16 protein-coding genes, 2 tRNA genes and 2 pseudogenes are annotated in these 26,837 nt (G+C 64.1%); 10 read left to right on the top strand and 10 right to left on the bottom strand.

The genetic code is table 11. The features are described from left to right. Window positions 1-789 (bottom strand): annotated as a pseudogene (gene fbaA / locus BMON_RS03745) (class II fructose-bisphosphate aldolase); the annotation flags it as partial. A 31-nt stretch (window positions 790-820) separates the two neighbouring features. Here fbaA and BMON_RS03740 point away from each other — a divergent pair. Beyond that, complete coding sequence (locus BMON_RS03740) at window positions 821-1,936, top strand: Abi family protein (RefSeq protein WP_161786337.1); 1,116 nt, start codon at window positions 821-823, stop codon at window positions 1,934-1,936. 116 nt (window positions 1,937-2,052) lie between these two features. On the opposite strand, the gene BMON_RS03735 is transcribed toward BMON_RS03740, so the two are convergent. The 5 genes from BMON_RS03735 to BMON_RS09520 all read right to left on the bottom strand — a co-directional run bounded on the left by BMON_RS03735 (window position 2,053) and on the right by BMON_RS09520 (window position 9,548). Continuing rightward, window positions 2,053-2,126: transfer RNA gene (locus BMON_RS03735), tRNA-Gly, on the bottom strand. 108 nt (window positions 2,127-2,234) lie between these two features. Beyond that, window positions 2,235-3,203, bottom strand: a complete 969-nt coding sequence (htpX, locus tag BMON_RS03730) for a zinc metalloprotease HtpX (RefSeq protein ID WP_033512925.1) — start codon at window positions 3,201-3,203, stop codon at window positions 2,235-2,237. Window positions 3,204-3,301: 98 nt separating this feature from the next. Beyond that, window positions 3,302-4,750 carry an FAD-dependent oxidoreductase gene (locus BMON_RS03725; RefSeq protein ID WP_152595775.1) on the bottom strand — a complete coding sequence of 483 codons (1,449 nt, stop codon included), beginning with the start codon at window positions 4,748-4,750 and terminating at the stop codon, window positions 3,302-3,304. A gap of 81 nt (window positions 4,751-4,831) precedes the next feature. Beyond that, a complete protein-coding gene (locus BMON_RS03720; protein WP_033512929.1) occupies window positions 4,832-7,168 on the bottom strand; it encodes an HAD-IC family P-type ATPase in 2,337 nt (778 codons plus the stop codon). Between the two features lie 322 nt (window positions 7,169-7,490). Continuing rightward, window positions 7,491-9,548, bottom strand: coding sequence for a S1C family serine protease (locus BMON_RS09520; RefSeq protein ID WP_237745315.1), 2,058 nt, complete (start codon window positions 9,546-9,548; stop codon window positions 7,491-7,493). A gap of 210 nt (window positions 9,549-9,758) precedes the next feature. Between BMON_RS09520 and tgt the strand changes: the two genes are divergently transcribed. Continuing rightward, the gene (tgt, locus tag BMON_RS03710; protein WP_033512931.1) at window positions 9,759-11,060 is read left to right on the top strand and encodes a tRNA guanosine(34) transglycosylase Tgt; all 1,302 of its coding nucleotides are present in this window, start codon (window positions 9,759-9,761) and stop codon (window positions 11,058-11,060) included. A 150-nt stretch (window positions 11,061-11,210) separates the two neighbouring features. Further along, window positions 11,211-11,293 (top strand) — tRNA-Leu (locus BMON_RS03705). A 660-nt stretch (window positions 11,294-11,953) separates the two neighbouring features. On the opposite strand, the gene BMON_RS03700 is transcribed toward BMON_RS03705, so the two are convergent. The 3 genes and pseudogenes from BMON_RS03700 to BMON_RS03690 all read right to left on the bottom strand — a co-directional run. Next, entirely contained in the window at window positions 11,954-13,171 is a 1,218-nt protein-coding gene (locus BMON_RS03700; protein WP_033512932.1) for a MalY/PatB family protein, read from the bottom strand. A gap of 186 nt (window positions 13,172-13,357) precedes the next feature. Beyond that, on the bottom strand, window positions 13,358-14,434 hold the full coding sequence (locus BMON_RS03695; protein WP_033512933.1) for an alpha/beta fold hydrolase: 1,077 nt from the start codon (window positions 14,432-14,434) through the stop codon (window positions 13,358-13,360). Window positions 14,435-14,553: 119 nt separating this feature from the next. Beyond that, window positions 14,554-17,145 (bottom strand): annotated as a pseudogene (locus BMON_RS03690) (S9 family peptidase); the annotation flags it as partial. A 157-nt stretch (window positions 17,146-17,302) separates the two neighbouring features. Between BMON_RS03690 and BMON_RS03685 the strand changes: the two are divergent. Genes BMON_RS03685 through pknB form a run of 7 tightly spaced genes read left to right on the top strand, consistent with a single transcriptional unit; the run spans window position 17,303 to window position 26,144 of the window. Continuing rightward, window positions 17,303-18,004, top strand: coding sequence for an FhaA domain-containing protein (locus BMON_RS03685; protein WP_033512935.1), 702 nt, complete (start codon window positions 17,303-17,305; stop codon window positions 18,002-18,004). Between the two features lie 25 nt (window positions 18,005-18,029). Next, complete coding sequence (locus BMON_RS03680) at window positions 18,030-18,560, top strand: FHA domain-containing protein FhaB/FipA (RefSeq protein ID WP_033512937.1); 531 nt, start codon at window positions 18,030-18,032, stop codon at window positions 18,558-18,560. Between the two features lie 7 nt (window positions 18,561-18,567). After that, window positions 18,568-20,175, top strand: coding sequence for a PP2C family protein-serine/threonine phosphatase (locus BMON_RS03675; protein ID WP_033512939.1), 1,608 nt, complete (start codon window positions 18,568-18,570; stop codon window positions 20,173-20,175). Then, window positions 20,172-21,578, top strand: a complete 1,407-nt coding sequence (locus BMON_RS03670) for an FtsW/RodA/SpoVE family cell cycle protein (RefSeq protein WP_033512941.1) — start codon at window positions 20,172-20,174, stop codon at window positions 21,576-21,578. Before BMON_RS03675 ends, BMON_RS03670 begins: the two co-directional genes overlap by 4 nt. Next, on the top strand, window positions 21,575-23,041 hold the full coding sequence (locus BMON_RS03665; RefSeq protein ID WP_033512943.1) for a peptidoglycan D,D-transpeptidase FtsI family protein: 1,467 nt from the start codon (window positions 21,575-21,577) through the stop codon (window positions 23,039-23,041). The genes BMON_RS03670 and BMON_RS03665 overlap by 4 nt, the downstream gene beginning before the upstream one ends. Then, window positions 23,038-24,084: a serine/threonine-protein kinase gene (locus BMON_RS03660; protein WP_033512945.1), complete on the top strand. Its 1,047-nt coding sequence runs from the start codon at window positions 23,038-23,040 to the stop codon at window positions 24,082-24,084. The genes BMON_RS03665 and BMON_RS03660 overlap by 4 nt, the downstream gene beginning before the upstream one ends. Next, on the top strand, window positions 24,081-26,144 hold the full coding sequence (gene pknB / locus BMON_RS03655) for a Stk1 family PASTA domain-containing Ser/Thr kinase (protein ID WP_033512947.1): 2,064 nt from the start codon (window positions 24,081-24,083) through the stop codon (window positions 26,142-26,144). Before BMON_RS03660 ends, pknB begins: the two co-directional genes overlap by 4 nt. Here the strand turns inward: pknB and BMON_RS03650 are convergent, their stop codons facing one another. Beyond that, window positions 26,145-26,807, bottom strand: coding sequence for an anthranilate synthase component II (locus tag BMON_RS03650; protein WP_033513008.1), 663 nt, complete (start codon window positions 26,805-26,807; stop codon window positions 26,145-26,147). Window positions 26,808-26,837 lie beyond the last annotated feature (30 nt).

The following is a 26,837-nucleotide window of genomic DNA, read 5'->3' as shown; positions in this document are numbered from 1 at the left end:
GGTGCTCGAGCGTCCGCCCCGCCGCGGCACCGGCGCCACCGTCGCCCACACCGGGGTCGATCGTCCCGTCGTTCACGGCGCCGGCGACCACGCCCTGGATCTCCTGCAGCAACTGGGGACGCAGCTGCACGATACCGGGCTTGTAGCGCCGTGCACATTGCCGAAGGTGAAGGCGGCCATATACCGCCCCTGTTCGCCCAGCCCCAGACGCTGCGCGACGCGGATCCCGTCCTCGGGCGTGGAATACAGCCGGTGGTCGATGGCCGCGCTCTGCCCATCCTCCTCGCCGCCCACCGCGCCGATCTCGATCTCCAGCACCGTATAGGCCTTCGCCGAACGCTCAAGCAGATCCTGCGCGATGTCGAGGTTCTCGTCGAGCGGCACGGTCGAACCATCCCACATATGCGACTGGAACAACGGCTCGCGCCCGCGGCCAACATCCTCGGCCTCCTGGGCGAGCAGCGGCCTGACCCACGAGTCGAGATACTGTTTGGCGCAATGATCGGTATGCAGCGCGACGGTGATCTTCGGATACCTCGCCGCCACCTCATGCGCGAACCGGGCCAAGGCCAGGGAGCCGGTCACCCGGTCGTTGACGCTGTTCCCCGACAGATAGGCCGCTCCACCCACGGATACCTGGATGATCCCGTCGGATTCGGCGTCGGCGAACCCCTGTAGGGCGGCATTCAAGGTCTGCGTGCTCGTCACGTTGATGGCGGGGTAGGCGTACCCCGTGCGACGAGCCTCATCAAGCATCTGTGCATAACGTTCCGGAGTCGCGATAGTCATGGCTCCATTATCGCGCGGAGACGGTATATCTGTGGGCTATCCCCTGACACCGAACACGCTTGCCGCACACCCGGACGAACGTGACACTCGCCGTCATATTGCCACACGCCAATACCCCGTGTATGGTAAAGAATTACTACAGTCGGCATGCTTCCCACCAGAACAGCTCCTCGCCGACTCTTCTTTTATCAGACGAGGATGCCCGATAAAATTCACCAAGCCCGCAACAACTTATGAGGATCAGGCGGACATATTGTTCGAGCGAGGTCTTGCACTCCGCGAAAACAGCGCAGACAACAGTCGTGAAGAGATCATCCTGCGTCTTCGGGATGTCGGCTATTACCGCTTATCCGGCTATTGGTATCCATTTATGCGGGACGGTAAATTCACGGAAGGCGTCACCTTCGCGATGATTTGGCGTCGATATACTTTCGACCGCCAACTCCGCTTCCACGTACTCGATGCCATCGAACGCGTGGAGATTTTTCTTCGGGATTCGTTGGCCATGGAGCTGGCACAGCAATCAGGACCGTTCGGATACCAATATCCGCAGAACGTACCGGATATGAATGACAATGAGCATGCGCAATTCCTGGGGAAATGCCTCAAGGATTTCCATAGATCAAAAGAGCTCTTCGCCACCCACTTCAAAAACGCCTATGGCGACTCACACGTCTTCCCACCGATTTGGGTAATAGTGGAAATGTTGGAATTCGGTTCCCTCGTTTCGCTCTACCAAGGATCGTCAAGAGTGGTGCGTGACAACATCGCGTCGAATCTGGAAATCCCCTCGTCGATATTGCTCTCATGGTTGAGGACGCTTAATGATGTCAGAAATATTTGTGCTCACCACTCGAGATTGTGGAATAAAGAGTTCGGAAGGGTTCCTCGTATACCTCGAGATTGGCATTCCGCAGCCTTCGACAACAGACGACTGTTCGGGATCCTCACCATACTCGCCCACCTCGTAACGAGAATCGCACCGACCTCGCACTTGTTCACACGCTTTATGGCATTACTGCACGAATACCCCGATCTCCCTCTTTGCCCAATGGGTTTCCCTCCGTCATGGAAATCAGAGTCATGTTGGAAGCATCTTTGCGACAGGTACGAACAGTCCACGGACACCGTCATACGATCCGAATGACATACAGTCACACAACGTATGTCACACCTGCTGAAACGCGATCGGAATGGTATCAGTAACACTTCAATCGGATGTCTCAAGAGGCCTAAAACCCTTACAGTACAAGACCTGGGCAATGGAGCGGATGACGGGAGTCGAACCCGCCTCTACAGCTTGGGAAGCTGTCATTCTACCGATGAACTACATCCGCATGAGTGCGGCCGTGCCACACACGAGTAGAAAGTTTAGCACGTCTCGCGCCCGGCCCACCATCGTGCATACGCGCCCGGCGCGGCGAGCCTCACATCCGCCGCATCACTCAGCGATAGTCCGCCGAACCGCCCTGATACCCGACCTGGGAATAGCCCGGGGTCGAATCCACTCCGGACTGCTGCATCTCGCCGGCCATCTGCATGAGGCGGGCGATACGCTCCTCGGTCGGTGGATGGGTGGAGAACAGACGGCTCAGTCCTTGCGCGGAGAAGGGGTTGGCGATCATCATCGCCGCGACGTTCTGCGTGCCTGCCGTACGAGGCATCGGATTGATTCGGGCGCCGCTCGTAATCTTGCTCAGCGCGGAGGCGAGCGCCTCGGGATCGCGGGTCAGTCTGCTGCCATCCTCGTCCGCGTCGTATTCACGCGTGCGCGAAATGGCCATCTGAATCAGGGATGCGCCGATCGGGGCGAGTATCGAACTGACGAGGACGCCGATCAGCCCCAGACCGCCGCCGTTACCGGACCGGCTGTCCCGTCGGTCGCCGCCGCCGAAATACATGAGCGAGTAACCGAGATACGTGATCACGGTCGACATGGCGGAGGCGACTGCCGACGTGAGGATGTCGTGGTTGTACACATGCATGAGCTCGTGGCCGAGCACGCCGCGCAGCTCGCGCTCGTTGAGCAGCTGCAGGATGCCCTGGGTGCAGCACACCGCGGCATGCCGCTCGTTGCGGCCCGTCGCGAAGGCGTTCGGGCTATCGGTCGGCGCGACGTAGATCCGAGGCATCGGCTTGCCCGCACTGGCGGAAAGCTCGCGGACGATGGCGTACAGGGCCGGGGCCTCCTGTTCGGAGACCTCCCGGGCGCGCATCGACGCGATCGCCAGCTTGTCGGAAAACCAATAGGAGCCGAAGGTCGTCGCCAGGCCGATGACGATGTAGATGCCGAGCGTGCCCTGGGTGCCACCGGTAAACCACCAGATCAACATGATGATGGCCCACATGATGCCGAATAATAGGGTGGTCTTCAAACCGTTGAAGTGCCCACGCACCTTCAAATCGCGATTCATAGTGGTCAGCGTAAACAAGGCAACTGGGCTTTTCCTGAAAGCTCGCTGCACGCATAATCGAACGTCGCGCACAACCATTCAGATGCGTTGGGGCACCCTCATTCGGCATGCGCGATGGCGCGCAACCGTTCGAGTTCCGTGACCTTCTTGTGCTTGCGGCCTTCCCGGGAACCCTGCTCGCGCTCGAACCGGTCGACCCGTTTCCACCCGGCGAAATCGATGGGGCGCACGCCTCGTTCCGCTAACAGGCGGTCGATGGATCCGGCGTCGCGATCCCCGGCCAACGCCCCGGCGCCGGCCTCGGCGGCCAGATCGTCGAGCATGTGCCCCACGATGAGCAACGCGTCGGATTTCGTCGAGCCGATCAGCCCGACCGGACCGCGTTTGGCCCACCCCGTGGCATACAGACGCGGCACGATCTGGGCGGAATCGCTGGCGGCGAGGATGCGCCCCTCGTCGTTCGCGAGCACCGTGCGATGCTCGTCATAGGCGATGCCCTCGGCGGCGGCGGGCTTGTAGCCGATCGCATGATAGACCGCCTGGACGGGGTACTCCACGAACTCGCCCGTACGCTCCATCACCCCGTCGGCTCCGGTCCGTGTGCGCTCCACGCGCAGGGACGACACCGCGCCGTCGGTACCGGTGATCTCGACGGGCAGGGCGTTGAAATGCAGATGATAGACGCGATCCGCCGGATTGCCCGCGTAATCGACGTTGCCATCGTCCTCCATATCCTGCGCCATCTCGCGAATCGCGAACAGCTCCTCGACCATCTGGCGCACGAGCTTGTTGCCGCCCGCCGCCTTGATCGTCTCCTCATCGAGATCGAAGTCCTCATCGTCGACGGCGATGCGCACACCGGGCAGCTGCTCCATCTCGCGCAGCTCCTGCACCGAGAACTTCGCCTGTGTCACGCCGCGCCTGACGAACAGGTGCAGTTCACGTGCCTGATTGCGCCGCAGACCCTCGTAGACGTTGTCGGGGATGTCGGTGCGGGTGCGCAGGTCGTCGGCGTCGCGCATCAGCTCCCGGGCGACATCCATCGCCACATTGCCCCCGCCGATCACGGCGACCTGCTTGGCGTCGAGCGGCCAGTCGCGCGGGCCATCGGGGTAGCCGTCGTACCATTCGACGAACCGAGCGGCCCCATGCACCCCCGTGAGGTCGGCTCCGGGGATGTGCAACGGACGATCCTCGACGGCTCCAGTCGCGAACAGCACCGCATCGTAGCGGGGCAGGAGGTCGTCCAGGGTGATGTCCTTGCCGAATTCGACGTCGCAATACAGATGGATATCAGGATTGTCGAGCGTCTTCTCGAGCGCATCCGCGATGAACTTGATGCTAGGATGATCGGGGGCCACGCCGTACCGCACCAGGCCGAAAGGCACCGGCAGTTTCTCGAAGACGTCGATGCGTGCCGTGGTGCCGAGCCCCAGCTCCTCCCCACGCTTCCTCAGCTCGCGAAGGAAGATGTCGGACGAATACACGCCCGCCGGGCCAGCGCCGATCACGGCGATACGCAGTTCACTGTTCTCACTCATGCGCACAAGGGTAGCGCAAACGATTCGGCCGCAACAGACCTCGAAGCCGCCCCGGGGGTATGAGCTGGGTCACTCACTCGCGGGGACTCACTCATGGGACTCCGGCCCCGTCAACGCGGTCAGGGCCCAAAGGATCGAGACGACGTCGATGGCTTCCTGCACGAATGCGCCGACGACCACGGGGATGAGATCCCATGCGGCGGCCAGCATGCAGGCGAGTGCAAGGGCCAGGCCGCCGACTACCGCCTGCAGCATGACCCGCTGCGTACGCCTCGCTATGGCGATGGCCCGAGGCACCGCCGACAGATCATCGTCCATGATCACAACGTGCGCCGATTGCGCTGCGGCGGTGGAGGTCCCGTCGGTGATCGCGACGCCGACGTCGGCCGCGGCGAGCACCGGGGCGTCGTTGACGCCGTCGCCGACCATCATCGCGACGCGGGTCTTCGCCCGGCGCGCACCACGGCGCAAACCACGACGCGACCACCGACGTGAACCGGCCCCTGCGGCGATCGCGGTACCGCCCGAGGCGGCACCGTTGGGGACGGCACCGTTGGAGGCGGCACCGTCCGCAGCGTCAACACCCAACACATCGACGTCCGGGGCATCGATGCCCAGAGCTCGCAGCTTGTCCTGCGGCAAAAGATCCGCACGGACGTCATCGATCCCGACCTCCCGGGCAACCTTGCCGGCCGATGCCATGTGATCGCCGGTGAGCATGGTCAACCGCACGACCCCAAGTTCGCGCAGACGGTCGAGCGACGGCCGGGCGTTCTCCCGCGGCGTATCCCGCAATACGATCCGGGCGACCAACCGGCCGTCGAACGAGACGAAGGCGGCCATCTCGTCGGGTGCGATCGGTCGGCATCCGTGATGCGAGAATCTCGCACGCGCATCCGACTCCGGCATCGCCGTGACGTAACCGAGCCGGCCGACCCGCACGCGACGGCCGTCGACCGTACCGCTCACGCCGTTGCCGGGGTCTTCGTGGACGTCGCGGATCACGGCCGCACGTTCGTTCCCGAAACCGCCGCGCTGCGCAAGCCTGCGACGTGCCTCGATGCCGGCGGATGCGATGCCCTGGGCAAGGATATGGACCGAATACCCCTCGATGAGACCCGCGATGGCGAGCACCTGATCGGCGTCGCGGGGCACGGCGGCAGGATCCGAGACAGAATCTGCGGCGGACGCGCCAGGCTGGCCGGCGGCACCCACACCAGAGGCCATTTCGACGCGCAGCACGTGCGGGCGACTCGACGTCAACGTCCCGGTCTTGTCGAAGAAGGCGTGCGTCACCCGACCGAGGTTCTCGATGACATCCTGCGTTTTGACCAGAATGCCCGCCTTGGCCAGGCGTCCCGTTCCCGCCAGATAGGCCACGGGGGCCGCGATGAGCAGCGGGCAGGGTGTGGCGAGCACCAGCACCTGCGCGAATCGCGTCGGGTCACGCGAAACGAACCAGGCGAGACCGGCTATCACCAGCGACAACGCCGTGAAGGGCACGGCCATCCGGTCGGCGGTGGTCACGGCCCGAGCCCTGGAATCACGGGCCGAGGCGACCATGCGCAGAATATGCTGGTACTGCGAATCCCGGGCGAGCGTGGTGGCTCTCATACGCAGGGCGCGCGAGCCGTTCACCGCGCCCGACATGACCCGGGCGCCCGAATAGACCGTGCGTGGCAGCGGCTCCCCATTGATCGCACTCAAATCCAGCGTCGACTCGTCGCTGAGCAAAGCGCCATCCACGGGCACGGTCTCACCCGGCAGAACAATCAGTACGTCACCGATCTCGACCGCTTCGGCGCCAATGGTGCGCATTCCGGAGGGCGCGTCGACGCCTGCGGCCAGTTCACGATGCGAACCGCCATGACCCGCCGTGTCAGTGCTCGCGATCGGCGCGCGCCGGTCCCCATCATGAACCGCCGTATCGGAGAGGGCCTCGGCACCGGATTCGGCTACGGCCAGATGGGCCTCGTGCGGCGCCGCGCTGACGAGGGCACTCAGATTGCTGCTCGCCTTGGCCTGCGCGTACTCCTCGATGGCCTCGCCGGACCAGACCATGAGCACGACCGCCCAGCTCGCCCAGTACTCCTGGACGGCCAGGGTCGAAAGCATCGCGATGACGGCTAGGATATCGACGCCCAGATGCCCGTGCCGCAGATCCTCGATCATGCCGCGCACGGCGTCGACGACGGTATAGAGCACGAGGGCAACGACCAGCCACTGCCCGACGGAAGGGCCGCCCAGCTTCCAGGCCTGCGCATGCCAGAGCATGGGGTCGAACGCCGCTCCATCAACCGGTCGGGCGGCATCGGAGCCGATCCAGGGACGCCAGTCCCACCAGAGGGCGATGGGAATGATCGAGAGCACGGTCACGATGAGTACCGGAACTCGGTGAAGAACACGAATGACGCTTCGCATCATTGCTCCTTACGCTGGTATACGGTATCGGCCTGCGCGGCCGACACTGCAGTCACGCCTTGTTAACCCACCGGAGATTCACCTGTGAACTGGGTTCTGGGAATGCTGCACGATACACGGCGTAAAGAATAATTACGTTCAGTTATGGTTGCGAACCAGTATACAGGGTCGGTCGACCACGGCCCGCACCCATCCCGGCTTGCGGTTTGCCAACCCCACGGTTCGGCGGAATGCCGAGGATTGTGGCGCATAAGGGACGATGCCCCGCGGCCATGAAGACCGCGGGGCATCGCACACGAACCGCTAGATTCGACCTACCGGGGATTTACCACAGCCCGAACGGATCGGAGAACCCGTCGCTGCCGTCGCCGTTCTGGTTGTTGTCGCCGTTCCCGTTCTGGTTGTTATTGTTGCCGTTCGACCCAGAGTCGTTGCTCGCGGAGGTCTTGCGGTCCTCCTGCTGATCCAGCGTCATATCGACCTCGATGGCCTTGCCGTCGCGCACGACCGTCAGCTTCACCTTGTCGTTCAACGCCGATGCCCGCACGAAGCCGAGCACCGAGTAGTTGTTGTTGACCGCATGCCCGTTGAAGGCCACGATCGTGTCGCCGGACTTGAGCCCCGCCTTGTCCGCCGGGCTGCCCGAGGAGACCTGCACGACCTTCGCGCCGCCGCGGGTGACCCCGTCGGATTCGACCGTGGAACTCTGAATCGTCACACCAAGCTTGACGTGCTTCACCGAACCGTCCTTCACGATCTCCTGCGCGACGCGCTTGGCGAGATTCGAGGGGATTGCGAAGCCGATGCCGATCGACCCGGAGGAGGAGCTCGACGAGCTGGAACTGGAGGCGGTGGCGATGGACGAATTGATGCCCACCACTTCACCCGCGGCGTTGAACGTCGGGCCGCCGGAGTTGCCGGGATTGATCGCCGCATCAATCTGCACGGCGTTGGTGACGATCTCGGTCTGGTTCTCATCGGTGACGGACACCGGGCGATTAAGGGCCGAGACGATGCCCGTAGTGGCCGTATCGTCGTACCCGAGCGGGTTGCCGATGGCCATGACGCCCTCTCCGACAGCCAGGGCTTCAGAATCGGCGAAGGTCACGGCCTTCAGGTCGCTGGGCGGGTTGTCGAGCTTGATGACCGCCAGATCGGTGGTCGCATCGGCGCCGACCAGCTTGGCCGCGTACATCTGCCCGTTCGCCAGCGTCACCTGAATGACCGAAGCGCCTGAGATGACGTGGTTGTTCGTCACGATATGCCCATCGGTGTCGATGATGGCGCCGGAACCCTTGGCCGACCCGCCGCTCACCTGCGTCTGAATGGAGACCACCGAGCCCGACACCGCCTTGGACACCTCGGTCCAGTTGGCCGCCTGGCCGGGCTTGAGCGGCGCGCTACCGGATTTCGACGAGGACGACGAACCTATGCTCGACATCGAACCACTGGTCGGCACGCTGATCAGACCGCTGCTCAGTGCGGCGAACCCGACACCCAGGCACAACACCGCGGTCACCACGGCGGCCACGATGGCGGCAAGGATGGCGCCGCCGTTGCGCGAGCGCGTCGGCCCGTTGGAACGGGACGAATCGTTCATGAAGGGATTGGACGGCGAATACCCCGGTCCCTGCGGATAGCCGGGGCCCTGCGGACCCATCGGGGGCTGCTGGCCGCCACCGTTCATCGAGTCGCCCGACCCCGGGCGCTGGCCTTGCTGCGACGCATCCTGCTGATTCGGGTGCTCATAGGGATTGCGGTCGGCATACGGATTGCCGTACGCTCCGGCACCGGCGTAGGGGTTGCGGTCGCCGAACGGATTGTTGCCCGTATTCGGGTCGTGGCCATCGCCTGCACCGCCGTTCACCGGCGCACCGGATGATTGCGTACCGAACTGTTGCGCAGAGGTCGGCTGTGCAGTGGTCGGCTGAGTCGGCGTGGGGCCATATGCGCCATACTCGGGCGCCGGACGATATCCCTCACCCGCTGGCTCCTGCACAGTGGTGGGCTGGTCGTCGGCCGACGGAATCACCGTGGTCGGCATGGACTGGGTCGGGTGGGAGACCGTGGAATTCGAAGCATTCGGCATGGCAACCGTCGGCTGGTCATCGCCGGATGCCGCGGCACCGGCCTGGGCATCGCTTGATTCCGTGCCGTCGGATTTGGCTCCATGCGGTTCCGCGGTGTTCGAATCCGTTCCGTTCAGATCCGTTCCGTTCAAATCCGTTCCGTTCGGATCCGTCCCGAACTGCCTGGTTTCGGTGGTGTCGGGCGTGCCACCCTGCGTCTCATATGCCCCGGCGCCGTGCTCGGGAGCACGGTCTTCGGCGTCGTGCCCGCCGTTCACACGGTCCATCCAGTCACCGTCATGTTCCTCAGCCATGTGCTGCTCCTCACTATCACACAAGCACCAGCGTGCGGCTGCTTGGTGCTGTGCCGTCCTGCCATCTGGTTGCTGCTATCTATGAGTAAAGATAGCCGCACTGGACGTTTCCTGAATGTTCGTTGAGAGCAATGTTCCAATCTCCGGCACGTTCCACGAATGCCGGGCAGGCGACCTGGCGCAGGCAGGGCTTCGCCTACAGTGAGCGATATGACCAGCTTCCTTGATGAGCCCCGCGGGGCACGAACCGGTATGCCCGGCGATCGCCGTGCCTTCTCCTTCGAAACGACGACGCAGCTTCCCCCCTCGGCTCAGGGCAAGGGGCGTGACGGCACCCGGTACGGCCGTTCCGGCATCATCCACACCCCCCACGGCGACATCAGAACCCCCGCTTTCGTGCCGGTCGCCACACAGGCCGCCATCAAGGGCGTGCTGCCCGAGCAGATGAAGGAACTGGGGGCGCAATGCCTGCTCTCCAACGCTTTCCACCTGTTCGAGCGCCCGGGCGAGGCCGTCATCGACGAGGCCGGCGGTCTGGGCCGCTTCATGAACTGGGATGGCCCCACGTTCACCGATTCCGGTGGATTCCAGGTGCTGTCATTGGGTGCCGGGTTCAAGAAGACGCTGGCGATGGACGTCAAGGGCATGAAGTCGGATGACGTCATCGCCAAAGGCAAGGAGCGGATGGCGTTCGTGGACGAGGACGGCGTGACGTTCAAGTCCCCGCTGAACGGCTCCAAGCACCGGTTCAGCGCCGAGATCTCGATGGGCATCCAGCACAAGATCGGCGCCGACATCATGTTCGCCTTCGACGAGCTGACCACCCTCATGAACACCCGTGCCTATCAGGAACGCTCGGTCGAACGCACCTTCCGCTGGGCCCAGCGCTGCGTGGCCGAACATGAACGACTCACCGCGGCCCGAGTGGGCAAACCCTATCAGGCGCTCTACGGCGTGGTGCAGGGCGCGAACTACGAGGATCTGCGCCGTCACGCGGCCGAACAGATCGCTTCGCTCGACTTCGACGGCGTCGGCATCGGCGGGGCCATCGAGAAGCGAGTGATCGGCGACACCTGCGCCTGGATCGCCGACGCCATGCCGCTCTCACGTCCCCGTCACGTTCTGGGCATCGCCTCGGTCGACGACATCTTCGCATGCGTCGAAAACGGCGGCGACACCTTCGACTGCGTCGCCCCGGCCCGCGTCGGCAGGAACGGAGCCATCTACACGCACGACGGACGCTACAACATCAAACGCGCCGGGTTCAAGCACGACTTCGGCCCGTTGGAGGAAGGCTGCGACTGCTACACCTGCACGCACTACACGCGCGCCTACGTCGACCATCTCCTGCGCGCCCGCGAACTCAACGGATTCACGCTGGCGACGATCCACAACGAACACTTCTTCATCACGCTCCTCGACGATATCCGCGCCTCCATCGACGGCGGATACTTCGACGAGTTCCGCGACCAAACCCTGGCCCACTTCTACGCGAACGGCAGCCGCGGTTAATACACCGGAAAAGCGTCCGAAGCCCTTTGGCGCGCTCTCGGTGCGGTTTCAGTCCGGTTTAGTGCGGTTTCAGGGTGGCACGACACCAATCACCATCCGACACACCGTATTGCAGTCCTCTTCGAAATACGGTAGGTTAGCTGTTTGTCTGCGAGTATGGCGGAATGGTAGACGCGCTATCTTCAGGTGGTAGTGAGCGAATGCTCGTGGGGGTTCAACTCCCCCTACTCGCACGAGAATATGACCCTCGGCATCGTTGGAATACCAACGGTCCGAGGGTTTTTCTTTGCCCGTCGGACACCGCCGCGCCCGCATGGTTCCCATATCCCCAGGTCGCCGACACGACACCGCAAGTCGACCATAGCGCGACACAAGTCGACGATTGGGCGCCACGGACCGACGATAGCGCGCACAAGAACGCCGATTGCCCGACGTTGGTAAGCGGTAGCGCGCCAAAGGTCGACGATTGGGCGCCTGAAATCGCCGATTCATCGCCAAGGATGGACGATTGGATGCCAAGGGTCGACGATAGCGACAGGCACAATGGGGGATACAACGCTCGAGGGGCGGAATTCCGCCAGTCGAAAACGCTATCACCCCTAGTGCCTACGGATTCCCGCGGCGAAAGAGGTCCACGGGAAAGAGAGGGTGACGGGAACGGGGAACAATCCCGGAAACGAGGTAAGGCGGGCCGATGACGTCAAGCTTATCGACGGATGGAGGGGGCGGAAACGAGAGAGGCCCGGGCCGAGGGAACAGCCCGACCGCGCCCGACCCACCTGGGTGCGACCCGAATCGTCCGATCACGCCCGGACCGCATATCGCGACGGCGCCGGAGCCTCGGGGCCGAGGGAACGGCCCGACCGCACCCCGGGCCACCCGATCGCACCGACTCATTCGACGAACACATACTCGCTCAACCGGCGCATGGCCTCCTCGACCCGGCACATCGGCAGGGCCACGTTGATGCGCATGGCGCACGGCCCATAGAACATCCGACCGTCCTGCACCGCGACGCCGGCATCCCACGCCCGACGTTCGAGTTCATCGATATCGACACCGTGTTCGGCGCACCAGCGGGAGCAGTCGGGGAAGAGCATGTACGTCCCCTGCGGCCTTGCGACATCCACCCCGTCGAAATGCGACGTGATATAGGAGTAGACATAGTCCACGTTGGCACTAAGCACGGCAAGCAACTGGTCGAGCCATTCTCGGCCCTCGGTGCCGTAGGCTCCGATCAAGGCATGCATCGACAGCACGTTCATATCGTTGTAATGCGACTTCGAGCCCTTGGACACGACCCGGTCGCGCAGAGTCGAGTTGTAGATGATGTGGTAGCTGCCCACCAGTCCGGCCAAATTGAAGGTCTTGCTCGGCGCATAGAGCGCCACCGTGCGGTTGCGGGCATCCTCACTAACCGACTGGGTGGGGATGTGCTCGTGCCCCTCGAGGATCAGGTCGGACCATATTTCGTCGGATATGACCACGCAGTCGTTGGCGCGATAGACCTCCATCGCCCGCTCGATCTCCCAACGCTCCCATACGCGGCCGCAGGGATTGTGCGGACTGCAGAACACGGCCACATGAATGCCGTGCTCCTTGATCGTGCGGTCCATGTCCTCGTAATCCATGCGCCACACGCCCTCGTCGTCCTTCACCAGCGGACTGTGCACGATGTGATACCCGTTCCCCTCGATGGATTTGGTGAAACCGACGTAGGTCGGGCTGTGCAGCAGCACCGCGTCACCGGGTGCGGCGAAGGACGTCAGCGTCGATACCAGACCGCCGAGCACACCGTTCTCGTAGCCGATGTCCTCGCGGGTGAGTCCCTCGACGCCGTGTCGGTCGCACTGCCAATCGATGATCGCCTGGAAGTACTCGTCGGACGCCTGAAAGTAGCCATAGGCCGGGTGCTGGGCCCGTTCGATGATCGCGCGCGGAACCGAGGGGACCGTCGGAAAATTCATATCCGCGATCCACATGGGAATGAGATCCATGCCCTCACGCGGCGCCTGGGGCGCGAATGAACCGCCGTGCCCCACGGCGTCGACGGCGAGCGCGTCCTTGCCGTGACGGTCCATGATCGTCGTGAAGTCATAGGTTGTCGTCATCGTGGTTCCTCCATAGTGGTCGCATAATTCTCGGGTCGCATAGTTCTCATCGGTCATATCAGTCGTATGGGTCACGTGGCCGAACGGCCGTAAGGCTGCGCGGGGATGGTCACGGGCGGGACCGCACGCATCCACAAGCCATCATGCTACGGACCGCCTGTTACGGAGCGGCGCAATACAGCACGATCAGGCGGGCACATCCTCGTCGCCAAGCACGGCGAGCATGGGTTTCTCGAAGAAGTCGAAAACGTCACGCAGATACGGGCCGAGCACCGCATTGGGCATGCTGAAGATCTCGTGCACCGCGTCACCGAATCGCACGAGCCGCATATCGCCGCCCTCGGACTGCGCCACCCTGGTGAATCGATTCTCCGCGCCGTTGAGCACCCAGACATCCCTGCCGGCCTGAAACATGAGCACGGGCGTCTCCAACCGCCGATACGCGGGCCTCGAGAACACGAAGTGCGAGAGTCGCAACGCCTCCTTGACCCAACCGTAGGTCGGCGAGTAGGAGAGATAGTGATTGTCCGCCTCGCGCCGATCGTAATACCAGCGCACCCGCGGCAACGAGGCCCCCTCGTACCCGTTCATGCTGAAGATGTGAGGGAAGTCGCCGTGTCCCATCACCACGTGCTTGCTGAACCCGAACGCACTCATCACGTTGGAGACGATCCAAGCGACCCAGTTGGGCATACCGGTCTGCGGCGCGAGCATGGGGCAGGACAGCACGGCTTTGTCGAAGATGGAGGGATGCTTCTCCATGACGGCGAGCCCGATGCCGGCGCCCATCGAATGCGCGAAGAGGTTGAGCGGGTGGGTGCCCGCATACCGTCGCCCGATGGTCTGGGCGAACAGGGCCAGATCGTCGACATAACGGCGATAATCGTCGATCCACACCAACGAAGGATCGTCGACGTCCCGTGGCGAATAGCCATGACCGCGATGTTCAAGCACGCATACGGAGTACCCCTCGAGCAGGAAGTACCAGATCAGCTCGGTGTATTTCTCCGCGAATTCCGTGAACCCGTGTGAAATCACGATCGCGCCACGGAACTGAGCCACGGCCCCGGTCACGTTGAGCTCATCGAAGCGCTTGGCGTCGTAGCACAGGTAGTGCAACTTGCCTGAGGATGAGACGTCGCTCAGCCCGTCGCCCTGAGCAGGTTCCATCCATCCGGCGGTGCAGCACTTCGCAAGTGTGGGGATGACGGTCTCGTTCATCTGCTCCGTGTAGGTACGTTCCTCGATAAGCTCTACGCGCATGGCGTGCTCCCGTTCGAAGCTCCGCCCACGCCCTGCAACGGCTTGTCCCGGACCTTATCCTGCAGCGTCCCCACGCCCAGCATCGACTTGCCCGGCGCCCGCGTATCCAACGGTGTCATATCCAACGCGCGGTAAAGGAAGTCGCGCTGCAGCAGCAGGAGGTTCTCGGCGACGGTCTCATCGTTGGTCATATGGGTGATGCCCGTGAGCGGCAGATACGTGTGCTCACGGCCCGCGGCCATGAGCGCTTGGGACAGTCGCAGGGAGTTGGCGATCGTCACGTTGTCGTCCGCGAACCCGTGGATGAGCATGAGCGGACGGCGAAGCTTGGGGGCGTCGGAGACGATGCTGTTGCGTGCGTACACCTTCGGATCGAGCCCCAGATACCGCTCGGTGTAATGCGTGTCGTACAGCGTCCAGTCGGTGGGCGGTGCCCCGGCGCATGCCGCATGGACCACATCCGGGGCCTCGAGCACGGCGAGCGCAGAGAGGAACCCGCCGTAGGACCAGCCGATCATGGCCACCTTGTCGAGATTCGCTTCAGGCACCGCGTCGGCGAGCGCGTGGACGATCTCCACCTGATCGGCGAGCGTCACGTCCTTCATCCGTTCGAAGATCTCACGGTCCCATACCGGCCCACGACCCGTGGTGCCGCGCCCGTCGGCGGTCACGACCAGGAAGCCCTGATCCGCCCACCACTGCGACTCCCAGAAGAATGCCTGACTGAGTGCGACCTGCTGGAAACCGGGGCCGCCGTAGGGCTTGAGCAACACGGGGAGTTGCTTGGCCCCGGCATAGGGGCTGTCCGCACCAGGCCGCGTGATGGCCGTGTAGATGCGATGCTCGCCGAGGCGCACGAACGACGTGCGCGGCGTGAAGCCGGGCACGGCGGCATGGTTGGCGATTGCCGCCTGTACGGCCTTGGTCCGACCGCACGCAACGGTGCCGTCCTCGGCGTTGTCGATTCCCGCCTCAACACCGTCGGCCCCTTCGGGCACCCAGCGATGGATCATGCGCGAACGGGCGTCATGCATGGTCCGGCCGCTCAGCACTACGCCTCGTCCGGCCTCGGATGCGGTCCAGACGCCCGGCTCGGCGATCAGCGGCGTGATGCGTCCCTCATAGTCGATGCGCATCACATCATGACTGCGAGCGTCATGGGAAACCGCCATGGTACCGGAAACCACCGTGCCATGCGAAGCCGTCGCGTCATGCGAATCCACCAAGCCATCGGAGACCGCGGCACCATCGGAAACTTCGACGCCATCGGAATTCGCCACGCCACGCCACGCCTGAGGCAATCCCACTGCAATCTCCGGCGTCCGCTGCACTACAGCGAGGACCGCATCGTCATCCACGCCGAGCACCTGACGCACCTGCCAGCCGATGGGCGTGAAGGCGGTGCCATCAACAGTAAGTCGATTGGTGTCGTGCTCCATATCATTCCGTGCGCACACCAATCGTCCGTCGGGCGTCATGCACGGCGTGCCGAGCACGATGTCGAGCCACTGCTCGTTGCGGTGCTCCTCCAGAACGGTCGTCTTGAGCGCCGTGCCCGATATATCGGTCTCGGTCGCCTTGTCACTAGCTCCGCCATCGAGTTCCACACGCAGCACCTGATCACGCGTCTGCCGCCGGTTCTGCACCAGGATCACCGGGTCATGGCCGCGCGTCCAGCTCACGGCCGCCAGATACTCGACATCACGCACGTCCCACGCAACGTCGCGGACTTCGACGCCCGCGGTCCGTCCGTCCGACCCGAAGTCGAAACCAGCATGATGCAACGCCACCCGAGCGTTATGGGTCAGCGCCCGTGGATACCGCCGCGCTTGGGCTGAGGTCTCAGGATTCGCCGGATCGCTCAGATACCAGGTCGGCTCGTCGCCCGCATCGAAGGTCTCGAAGAGCAGACCGTCGGACTCGGGGGACCACCAGAAGCCCTCATACCGGTCCATCTCCTCGCCGGCCACGAATTCCGCCAGTCCGATGCGTGAGGTGGGCTCCTCGTACGCGGAGGCGATGATGCGCACCCGACCGTCCTTGGCGCCAATACCAGCATCCGCACCCGCACCGGCCCCAACGTCGACCATCACCAGCGCACGGCCGGTGGTGTAGACCACATGACGACCGTCCGGTGAGATGCGGGGATTGAGGATGGGCAGCCACTCCGGATGCTCTGCGTTCCGCGGGGCCGCGCTCAACGAATCCGAAACGGGCGAATCCGGCGCAAGCCGCTCGACCACAGGTGCGACGGCATCCGAGACGCCACGAACACCATCGGAACCCGCATCCGCACTCACACCAGCACCCGTGCCTGCACCACCCAGGCGCGCCAAGAACAGGGTCCCGCCCACGACGAACACCACGCGATCGCCGTCCGCATCCACATCAAAGGAGACGATGCCGCGGCCGCCTTCACGCGCGCGTTCCCGCCGAGCACGTTCCTCAGCCGGCACCTCCTCGTCGCCGGCGTCGGCCAGCAACACCCGCGGATCCGCGATCAGGGTTTCGACGCCCCGGCCGTCCGCCGTGAGCGTGTGCATCCACAGCGAGGTGACGAGATCCTCGGGACCATCCGAACGCAGGAACAACGTGCGCGAGCCGTCGCCGACCACCCGGGCGGAGCGCGGCGCACCCGACGAAAAGCGCAGCGTTCGGGCCTTGAGTCGGGGGAATGCCTTCATGGTCTGCTCATAGGTCATCTGATTCATAGCTTCACGCTACACAGCCGCCTTCCCAAGCAACGGGGCACCCCGAACGCCACCTCAACAGCAGCCCGTCCCGATGAAGACTTTGCGCCCATCGGCCCCCTTGTTTGGCGCATTACACCACCCCGCGTAGGATGGGTCAAGATAGAAAGGGATGACTATGAGCGTTCTCGACCGTTTTGAAAAGAGCGTCGAAGGTGCGGTCAACGGGGTATTCGCGAAGTTCGGATCCAAAGACCTGCAGCCCGTCGACCTCTCCAGCGCCCTCGAGCGCGAGATCGACGCCGAAGCCATGCCGGTGGGGCGCGACCGCACGGTGGCACCCAACGAGTACCGGTTCAAGCTGAGCACCCCCGACTTCGATCGCATCGAACAGTGGGGCAGCGAGGCTTTGGCCAACGAGCTCGCCGACAATCTCACGCAGTACGCGAAGAGCCAGCACTACGCCTTCGTCGGCCCCGTGGTGGTCATCTTCGAAGAGGATCTTGAGCTGTCGAAGGGCGGCTTCCACCTGAGCTCGGAGTCGGTCAAGGGCAACGCCGTCCCCGTCACGACCGACGACCAGCAGCAGGACAGCCCGATGCTCGAGATCAACGGCAGCCAGTATCTGCTCACCAAGGAGAAGACGGTCATCGGCCGCGGTTCGGGCTGCGACATCGTCATCGACGATCCGGGCATCTCGCGCAACCACTTGGAGATCGACATCACGGACAAGGGTGTGATCGCCCGCGATCTGGGTTCCACGAACGGCACGTATGTCGAGGGACACCAGGTCCCCGCCGCCACGCTCCTCGATGGCAACACCATCACCATCGGCCGGACCCGCATCCTGTATTGGGCCTCGTCACAGGACCAGGAGTAGGTCGCACAGGAGCCATCACTTCGCAATGATCACTGAACTTACCTTCGCCATCCTCAAGTACGGATTCCTCGCGCTGCTCTGGGTCCTCGTGTGGATGGCGGTACGGTCCTTATACAAGGACATCGAGGCCTTCAGCCCGCGCAAATCTCGGGCTCACCGCCGCACCGAACGCAAAGCACGCAAAGCGGCCGCGGCCCCCGTGGCGCCGAACCCCGTGTCACGCCCACGTACGAGCGAAATGCCGGTGCAGCATGCCAATGCGGCCCCCTCGCTGCTGGTCGTCATCGACGGGCCCCTCGCGGGTTCCTCCGTGCCACTGACCGGTGAAACCATCACGTTGGGTCGCGCGCCGACCAACACCGTGGTGCTCGATGACGAATTCGTCTCCTCGCACCACGCCCGCGTCTACCAGGACCCGGCTTCGGGCTCCTGGGGCATCGAGGACCTGGGCAGTACGAACGGCACCGCCGTCAACCAGCGCCGCATCAGCGAACCCACAGTGCTGCCGGCCCGCATACCGGTGCGTATCGGCGCCACGACCTTCGAGCTGAGGTGAGCGTCTGATGCAGCAATCGAATGCGCCGGAGACGCTGTTCCTCTACTCCACCACCGTCTCCGACATCGGCACGGTACGCAGCAACAACCAGGACTCCTCCTTCGCCGGCGAGCATCTCATGGCCGTCTGCGACGGCATGGGCGGCCATGCGGGCGGCGACACCGCATCCACCATCGCGATCCGGTCCCTCGCCCACATCGAGCACGACGACGTGCGCGGCGACGTGCAGGCGATATCGGCCATGATGGAGACGTCGGTGATGGCGGCCCACGACGCGATTGTCGGCAAGGCCAAACGCGAACGCAAACTGGCCGGCATGGGCACGACCGTGACGGCCGTGGCGCTGGTCAAGGGGTACTGGATCCTCGCCCATATCGGCGACTCCCGAGCGTATCTGCTGCGCAACGACGTCCTGACCCGTATGACCTCGGACCACAGCTACGTCCAACACCTCATCGACACCGGCCGCATCACCGAGGCCGAAGGCCGCAATCACCCGCAACGCAACGTCGTCATGCGCGTGCTCGGCGACTTCGACATCGACCCCAGGCCCGACATCGGCATCTTCAAGGCACACCCGACCGACCGTTGGCTGCTGTGCTCCGACGGCCTGTGCGGCGTACTCGAGGACGACACCATCCACGACATGCTCGTGAGCGTCTCCGACCAGGAGGAGTGCGCCCAACAGCTGGTATCCATGGCACTCAAAGCCGGCAGCACCGACAACGTCACCGCCGTCATCGCCGACGCCACCCTGGCCCTCGATGCCGACGCCTTCGACCTGCCGCACCAGACGCCATTGATCGGCGGCGCGGCGGGCACCAGCCTCGAGGCGATCGCCGACATCGTCAACGCACCCGTCTCCTCGGCGCCCACCCTTCGCCACGGCAAAGGATCGCCCGCGACGCGAGCCGCGGCGCTCACCCAGCACACAGACGATGATGCGAGCGCGGCCGCACCCCGCGTGGCCCAGCCTTCGGCCGTCAGGGACCAGGACGTCGGGCGAACCGACACCGACACCGGCGAGATACCGGTGGTGCACAAGAAGGACGGCCGCATCTCGGCCGATCCCAACGATCCCGAAGTCGCCAAGGCGATCACGGACGAACAGGAACGGCGCACCAAGGACTCGCGTTCCAAGACCATCCGCTCGCGCATCCGGATCGCGGCGGGACTCATGCTGGCCGTGGTCATCATCGTGACCGGCGCCTTCGGGGCCTATCGGTGGAGCCAGACCAAGTACTTTCTAGGCCGCGGCGATGGCGTGGTGGCGATCTACCAGGGCGTGAACACCAATATCTTCGGATTCAGCCTTTCCCACAAAGTCGAGGACACGAACATCACGCTGCGCGAACTCCCCCGGGCTTGGGTCGACCAAATCGACCAGGGCATCACGGTCGACGACCTCGCGGACGCCCACGACCACACCGCCCTGATCAGGCGCGAGATCAAAACCCTCGGCACAGCCGAAGACAGCACCGCAACAAACAGCACCACCAAGCCGGGTGCCGCCACCAAGAAGGACGCCGGCAAATCCGGCGCCACCCCGTCGTCGTCAGCATCGTCATCAGCGTCCCCCAGCGCGAGCCCTTCGACCAAGGGGGGTAAGTCATGATCGTCATGCGCCTGCGCCAGGTCTCGCTCCTCGCATTCACCATGGTGCTGAGCTTCCTGTTGTACTTCCAGATGTTCCAACGCACGCTGGGCACGTTCCCCACACGGTTCGCCGGCCTGCTCGCCGTCATCGGCGCGCTGTTCCTTGTCCTGTGGGGGCTGCTGCTCAAATTCCAGCCGTACGCCAGCCAGTCCATCCTGCCCTGCGTGCTCATGCTCACGACGATCGGCACCGCGATGGTGGCACGCATCGACGCCGAAATGGACACCGACGTGGCCTACCGCCAGCTCATCTGGACCTGCGTGGCCCTCGTGTGCACCGCATTGCTCGTCGTCTTCCTGCGCGACTACCGCATCCTGCGGCGCTTCTCCTACGTGAGCATGGTCGTCGGTCTGGCGCTGCTGCTCTCCCCGATGCTGCCCGTGATCGGCAAGGAGATCGGCGGGGCGCGCATTTGGATCGGCTTCGGCAGCCATACGCTGCAGCCCGGCGAATTCGCCAAGCTCTTCCTGGCGTTCTTCTTCGCCGCCTATCTCTTCGACCACCGGGACCAGCTCGCCGTCGGCGGCCGCAAGGTCCTCGGCATGCGTCTGCCCCGCGTCAAGGATCTCGGCCCCATCATCGTGATCTGGTTCGCTTCCATGGGTGTGCTGATCATGCAGCACGATCTGGGAACCTCGCTGCTGTACTTCGCGATGTACGTCTCGATGCTCTATGTCGCCACCGGCCGCAAAAGCTGGATGGCCATCGGATTCGTGGCCTTCGTCGCCGGTAGCGCCGCCGCCGCCCGCCTCTTCGCACACGTGGGCTATCGGGTCCAGGCCTGGCTGCATCCCTTCGACGCCCAGGTCTACAACCAGTACCCCGGCGGCTCATCCCAGCTGGTCAAAGGCCTGTTCGGCATGGCGTCGGGCGGAATCCTCGGCACCGGCATCGGCCAGGGCCACCCCTCCATCACCCCGCTGGCGAACTCCGACTTCATCTACTCATCCATCGGCGAGGAACTCGGCCTGACCGGGCTGCTGGCCGTGCTCGTGCTCTACGTGGTCATCATCACTTCGGGCTTCATCACCGCGATGAAGATCAAGGACGGCTTCGGCAAGCTGCTCGCCGCCGGCCTCGTCTTCACCATGGCCTTCCAGGTCTTCACAGTCGTCGGCGGCATCACGCTCGTCATTCCGTTGACCGGTCTGACCATGCCGTACATGGCCGCCGGCGGATCCTCCCTCATCGCCAACTATCTGCTGGCGGGACTGCTCATCGTCATCTCCAACGCGGCGAACCGCCCTGCGGTCGACACCGATTCGGACACCTTCGAATACGAGGCGTTGGCCGTCCTACGCGAGCGCGAACTCAGCCAGCGCAGCTCGCACCGCCATGCGGCCGGGGAGGCGAGGGCATGAACAAGACACTGCGCCAGTTGTTCACCGCCGTCATCGCGCTCTTCGCGATTCTGGCGATGTCCTCCACGATCATCACGGCCGTCGCCGGCAGCCGCCTCAATGCCGACCCGCGCAATACGCGAGCCCTGTACCACCAGATCGGTGCGCCGCGCGGCGCCATCCTGTCCTCCGACGGCACGGTGATGGCGAAATCCGACCCCGTCAACGACGCCTTCGAGTATCAGCGTTCCTACAGCAAGGGCGAGCTGTACGCCCCCATCACCGGCTTCTTCTCGATCACGCATCCGGTCGACCGCGGCATCGAGATGTCACGCAACGAGCTGCTCAGCGGCGATGCCGATGCGCTGTTCTGGCAGCAATTCAAATCCCTGATGACCGGGGATGAGAACAAGGGCGCGTCCATCGAAACGTCCATCGACCCCAAGCTGCAGGAATCGACGTTCTCCCTGCTGCAGGGCAAGGACGCCGCGGCGGTCGCCATCGAACCCAAGACCGGGCGAATCCTCGCCATGGCGAGCACCCCCAGCTACGATCCGAACACGTTGGCGCAGCACAACACCGCGGCATCCAACAAGGCGTATTCCGACCTGACCTCCGTCGACAACAGCCCCATGATCAACCGCACGACCTCGCAGTACTACCCGCCGGGCTCCACGTTCAAGACGGTCGTCGCGGCGGCGGCCCTCGAGTCGGGCAAGTACCAGCCGGATTCCTCGATACCCGCCGGGGCGAGCTACACGCTGCCGGGCACGGCGACGGACCTGACGAACGTCGAGGCATCAGCCAACGGATCCGACGGCAAGATCTCGTTCGAGGACGCCTTCGCGTATTCGTCGAACACCGCCTTCGCGCAGCTCGGGGTGTCCCTGGGCGACGACGCCATCGCGCAACAGGCCAAACGGTTCGGTTTCGGCGAATCCATCACCGTCGACGGCAACGATTCCACCGGCTCGCCGATGAAGGCCATCGCCTCCACCTTCCCGACCGGCATAGCCGCCGACAAGCTCGCCCTCGCCTCCATCGGCCAGGGCGACGTGCAGGAGACGCCTCTGCAGAACGCCCTGATCGCCTCGGCCGTGGCGAACGGCGGCACGCTCATGCGCCCGACCCTGGTCGATCGGGTTCGCGCCAGTGACCTGTCGGTGGTCTCCCAGACCCAGCCCGCGGTCATGTCGCAGGCGTTCAGCCACGACACAGCGGACAAGCTCAACGAGATGATGCAGGGCGTGGTGACCAAAGAGAACACGAACCTGGAGATCGACGGCATCAAGGTCGCGGCGAAGACGGGCACGGCCCAGATCGGCGTGGCCAACGCCAGCATCGACGGATGGGTCATCGGGTTCGCCCCCGCGGATGATCCGAAGATCGCGGTGGCGGTCGTGGTCCACAACGTCGACGTCCTCGGCTCCTACGCCGCCGGACCGATTATGAAGCAGATGATGCAGGAGGTGCTGCAGCGATGAAACTCGTGGAAGGACAGCTCATCCACCGTCGCTACCGCCTGGACCACAGGCTGGCGCAGGGCGGTATGGGTGAGGTCTGGAAGGGCTATGACATCCAGTTGGGGCGCGCCGTCGCCATCAAGGCGTTGCGCGGCGACACCGACAACGTCGAGGCGAAGCTGCGCCGACTGCGGGTCGAGGCGCACAATTCGGCGAACCTCGCCCACCCCAACATCGCGGCGTTGTTCGAATACTACGAGCACGACGGCATCGGCTTCCTCATCATGGAATACGTGCCGAGCAAGTCCCTAGCCGACATCTTCCACGAGCGTGGGGCCATGGATCCGACCGAACTGCTGCCGATCCTCATCCAGGTCGCCCGCGGCCTGTTCGTCGCGCATTCGCACGGCATCATCCACCGCGATGTCAAACCCGCGAACATCATGGTCTCCGACAACGGGGACGTGAAGATCACCGATTTCGGCGTCTCCTATTCGACCGATCAGGAGCAGATCACCCAGGACGGCATGGTCGTGGGCACGGCGCAGTACATCTCTCCCGAACAGGCGCAGGGCAAGCATGCCACGGCGCAATCCGACATCTATTCGCTCGGCGTCGTCGCCTACGAGGGCCTGTGCGGTCACCGGCCGTTCACCGGCGCCACGCCCATCGACATCGCGGCCGCGCATGTGAACGAACCCGCCCCGCCGCTGCCCGACACAGTCGACGTGCAACTCGCTGAGTTCGTCATGGCGATGCTCTCCAAGGATCCGCTGGATCGCCCGGCGGACGCTCTGGTCGTCTCGCGCACCCTGGCGCGCATCGAACGCCGGCTGCTCGACCAGCAGACCGCCCTAGCCAGCCCGACCACAATCGTGCCCACCACACGGCGGATGCCGCGACGGGTCGTCAGCGCCCCGCATGTGGCCAACCTCCACAGTCAGGACGGCCCGACCATCGTCACACCCGACGCGGATGCGTCATCACAGGTCTTCATCAGCGCACCGTCCGCCCCGCGAAGCGCAAGCTCGCACGGGCAGACCCCATGGAAGGAGCAACAATGAGCAACAATCTCCCCTCCTCGTTGGCAAACGGGCGGTACCAACTTGGCCAGCTCATCGGCCGCGGAGGCATGGCCGAAGTGCGCGTCGCCAACGACACCCGGCTCGGACGCACCGTCGCCATCAAGATCATGCGCTCCGACCTCGCCAACGACGAGATCTTCCTGACACGCTTCCGCCGCGAGGCGCATTCGGTCGCGCAGATGAACAACCCCAACATCGTGAACATTTACGATTCCGGCGAAGAGACCGGAGTGGACGAGACGGGGCACACCGAACGCATGCCCTACATCGTCATGGAGTACGTCAAGGGCCAGACCCTGCGCGACATCATCAAGGCGAACGGGCCGCTGAGCCAGCGCGACGCCGAACAAGTCATGCTCGGCGTGCTGGGTGCCCTCGACTACTCGCACCGCATGGGGATCATCCACCGCGACATCAAGCCCGGCAACATCATGATCTCCGACCAGGGCATGGTCAAGGTCATGGACTTCGGCATCGCCCGCGCGCTCGACGACTCGGTCGCTACCATGACCAAGTCGCAGGGCGTGGTGGGCACCGCGCAGTACCTCTCCCCCGAGCAGGCGCGCGGCGAGACCGTGGATATGCGCTCCGACCTCTATTCGGCGGGCTGCGTGCTCTACGAAATGCTCACCGGCCGGCCGCCGTTCACCGGCGACTCAGCCGTCGCGATCGCCTACCAGCACGTCTCCGAAGTCGCCACACCGCCGAGCGCCGTGGTGCCCGGACTGCCGAAGATGTGGGACCAGATCTGCGCGAAGGCCATGGCGAAGGACCGGCAGAACCGGTATGCCACCGCCTCGGAATTCAAGAACGACGTCCTGACCTTCATGAATGGCGGAATACCCGTCGCCGCCGCCTTCAACCCGTTGACCGACCTGGCCAACATGAAAGAGCGCAAGGAGGCCGAGCAGACGGCCGCCACGCAGGCGATGACACCGAACGAGACCACCGCGACCCAGGCGTACAACCCGGTGACCGGCCAGTTCGAATCCGTCGCCCCCGCCGCTTCCGACACCATGGTCAAATCGCGGGCGGAGCAACGCGCCCTCGCCGCGAAGAACAAACGCCGCAAGCGCAACATCACGATCGGCGCCATCATCGCCGGACTCGTCATCATCCTGGCGGCGGTCTTCGGTTTCTACGCCTATGAGAACCAACGCAAGGCCAACGCCCTGGTCGTCGTCCCCACGTTCACCTCGGAAACGACGCAGGACCGCGCCAAAGCGCAGCTCCAGGAGATCGGCCTGCGCATCTCGGTCAAGGAGGACACCGATTCCACCCAGCCCAAGGGCACGTGGACGAAGCAGGATCCCCGCGGAGGCACCAAGGTCGCCAGGGGCTCCGCGGTCGACGTCTGGTTCTCCACCGGACCGAAGACCGCGACGGTCCCCACCGTCAAGAACCTCACCCAGGACGAGGCGCGTTCGACCTTGGAGGACGCCGGGTTCAAGGTCAATCCAAGCATCCAGTCCGAGAACAGCAACGACGTGCCGAAGGACCGTGCCACGCGCACCGATCCGGCCGAAGGATCGTCGCTCGAGCAGGGCGAGACGGTCACGTTGTACATCTCGACCGGCATGACCCAGGTCCCCGACAACCTCGTGGGCAAGCCGCAGGATCAGGTGATCAACACACTGCGAGGCCTCGGTTTCAGCACGGATTCACGCTCCGACCAGACGTCGGACACCGTGCCCGCCGGGTCGGTCATCAGCATCAACCCGGGCTCAGGCACGGTGGTACAGCAGGGCACCAGCATCACCATCCACGTCTCGACCGGAAAGGAACAGGTCGACATACCGCAGGGCATCAACCCGGGCACAACGACCTACAAGGATGCCAAGAAGCTCCTCGAAGACGCTGGCTTCAAAGTCGCGACGGATTCGTCCTCGCCCAACCCGCAGGACAGCGATATCGTCCAGAGCATGAATCCACCGGCCGGCAAGGCCGACAAGGGCTCCACGGTCACGTTGACGCTCAAGTCCGCAAGCAGCAGTCCGTCACCCACGGATTCTCCCAGTAGCTCGAAGTCAGGTAACTAGCTATGCCGCGGCGTTCTCGGCCGCGGTGACATTCGGCTGGCGGCCGATCGAACGCTCCACCGCATCGCTCTGCCCGCACAACGCCAGCCAGTTCGCCAGCAACCGGTATCCGTCTTGCGTCAGCACGGACTCGGGGTGGAACTGCACGGCGTACATCGGCAGGCTGCGGTGGCGCATGCCCTGCACGATGTGATCGTCATGCGTCCAGGCGGTCACGACCAGGTCGTCGGGCACGGTCTCGGGGTCCACCGCCAGGGAATGGTAGCGCGTGGCGACCATGGGCTGCGCCACACCGGCGAAGATCTCATCATCCACATGATCGACCAGGCTCGTCTTGCCGTGCATGATGGAGGGCGCGTGGCTCACCGTGGCACCATAGACCTCCGCGAGCGCCTGCAGCCCGAGGCACACCCCGAACATGGGCGTACGCGTCGCGGCACACAGGCGAATCATATCCTCGCTGACGCCGGAATCTGCTGGGGCTCCGGGACCGGGCGAGATCAGCACGCCGTCGTATCCATCGAGCACGGAACGATCGGACGGATCGATGGCATCGTTGCGATACACGTCGACCGAGGCTCCCAAAGTCTTGAGATACCCCACGATCGTGTAGACGAAGGAATCATAGTTATCGATTACCAGAATATGGGCCGTTGTCGGCATCGCATCCCCCATTCGTTCCTCATGTCACCA

It is taken from the genome of Bifidobacterium mongoliense DSM 21395 (genome assembly GCF_000741285.1).
Lineage (GTDB): Bacteria > Actinomycetota > Actinomycetes > Actinomycetales > Bifidobacteriaceae > Bifidobacterium > Bifidobacterium mongoliense.
Note: the sequence above shows the minus strand (reverse complement) of the source record. Positions and strands in the feature narration are given on the sequence as shown.

What these genes read in the sequence shown, in the direction of transcription:
- BMON_RS03700 (WP_033512932.1), bottom strand. Translation starts at nt 13,171, where the DNA reads ATGACGACAACCTATGACTTCACGACGATCATGGACCGTCACGGCAAG.
- BMON_RS03670 (WP_033512941.1), top strand. Translation starts at nt 20,172, where the DNA reads ATGATCGTCATGCGCCTGCGCCAGGTCTCGCTCCTCGCATTCACCATG.
- BMON_RS03665 (WP_033512943.1), top strand. Translation starts at nt 21,575, where the DNA reads ATGAACAAGACACTGCGCCAGTTGTTCACCGCCGTCATCGCGCTCTTC.
- BMON_RS03660 (WP_033512945.1), top strand. Translation starts at nt 23,038, where the DNA reads ATGAAACTCGTGGAAGGACAGCTCATCCACCGTCGCTACCGCCTGGAC.
- BMON_RS03685 (WP_033512935.1), top strand. Translation starts at nt 17,303, where the DNA reads ATGAGCGTTCTCGACCGTTTTGAAAAGAGCGTCGAAGGTGCGGTCAAC.
- pknB (WP_033512947.1), top strand. Translation starts at nt 24,081, where the DNA reads ATGAGCAACAATCTCCCCTCCTCGTTGGCAAACGGGCGGTACCAACTT.
- tgt (WP_033512931.1), top strand. Translation starts at nt 9,759, where the DNA reads ATGACCAGCTTCCTTGATGAGCCCCGCGGGGCACGAACCGGTATGCCC.
- BMON_RS03720 (WP_033512929.1), bottom strand. Translation starts at nt 7,168, where the DNA reads ATGATGCGAAGCGTCATTCGTGTTCTTCACCGAGTTCCGGTACTCATC.
- BMON_RS03650 (WP_033513008.1), bottom strand. Translation starts at nt 26,807, where the DNA reads ATGCCGACAACGGCCCATATTCTGGTAATCGATAACTATGATTCCTTC.
- BMON_RS03680 (WP_033512937.1), top strand. Translation starts at nt 18,030, where the DNA reads ATGATCACTGAACTTACCTTCGCCATCCTCAAGTACGGATTCCTCGCG.
- BMON_RS09520 (WP_237745315.1), bottom strand. Translation starts at nt 9,548, where the DNA reads ATGGCTGAGGAACATGACGGTGACTGGATGGACCGTGTGAACGGCGGG.
- htpX (WP_033512925.1), bottom strand. Translation starts at nt 3,203, where the DNA reads ATGAATCGCGATTTGAAGGTGCGTGGGCACTTCAACGGTTTGAAGACC.
- BMON_RS03675 (WP_033512939.1), top strand. Translation starts at nt 18,568, where the DNA reads ATGCAGCAATCGAATGCGCCGGAGACGCTGTTCCTCTACTCCACCACC.
- BMON_RS03695 (WP_033512933.1), bottom strand. Translation starts at nt 14,434, where the DNA reads ATGCGCGTAGAGCTTATCGAGGAACGTACCTACACGGAGCAGATGAAC.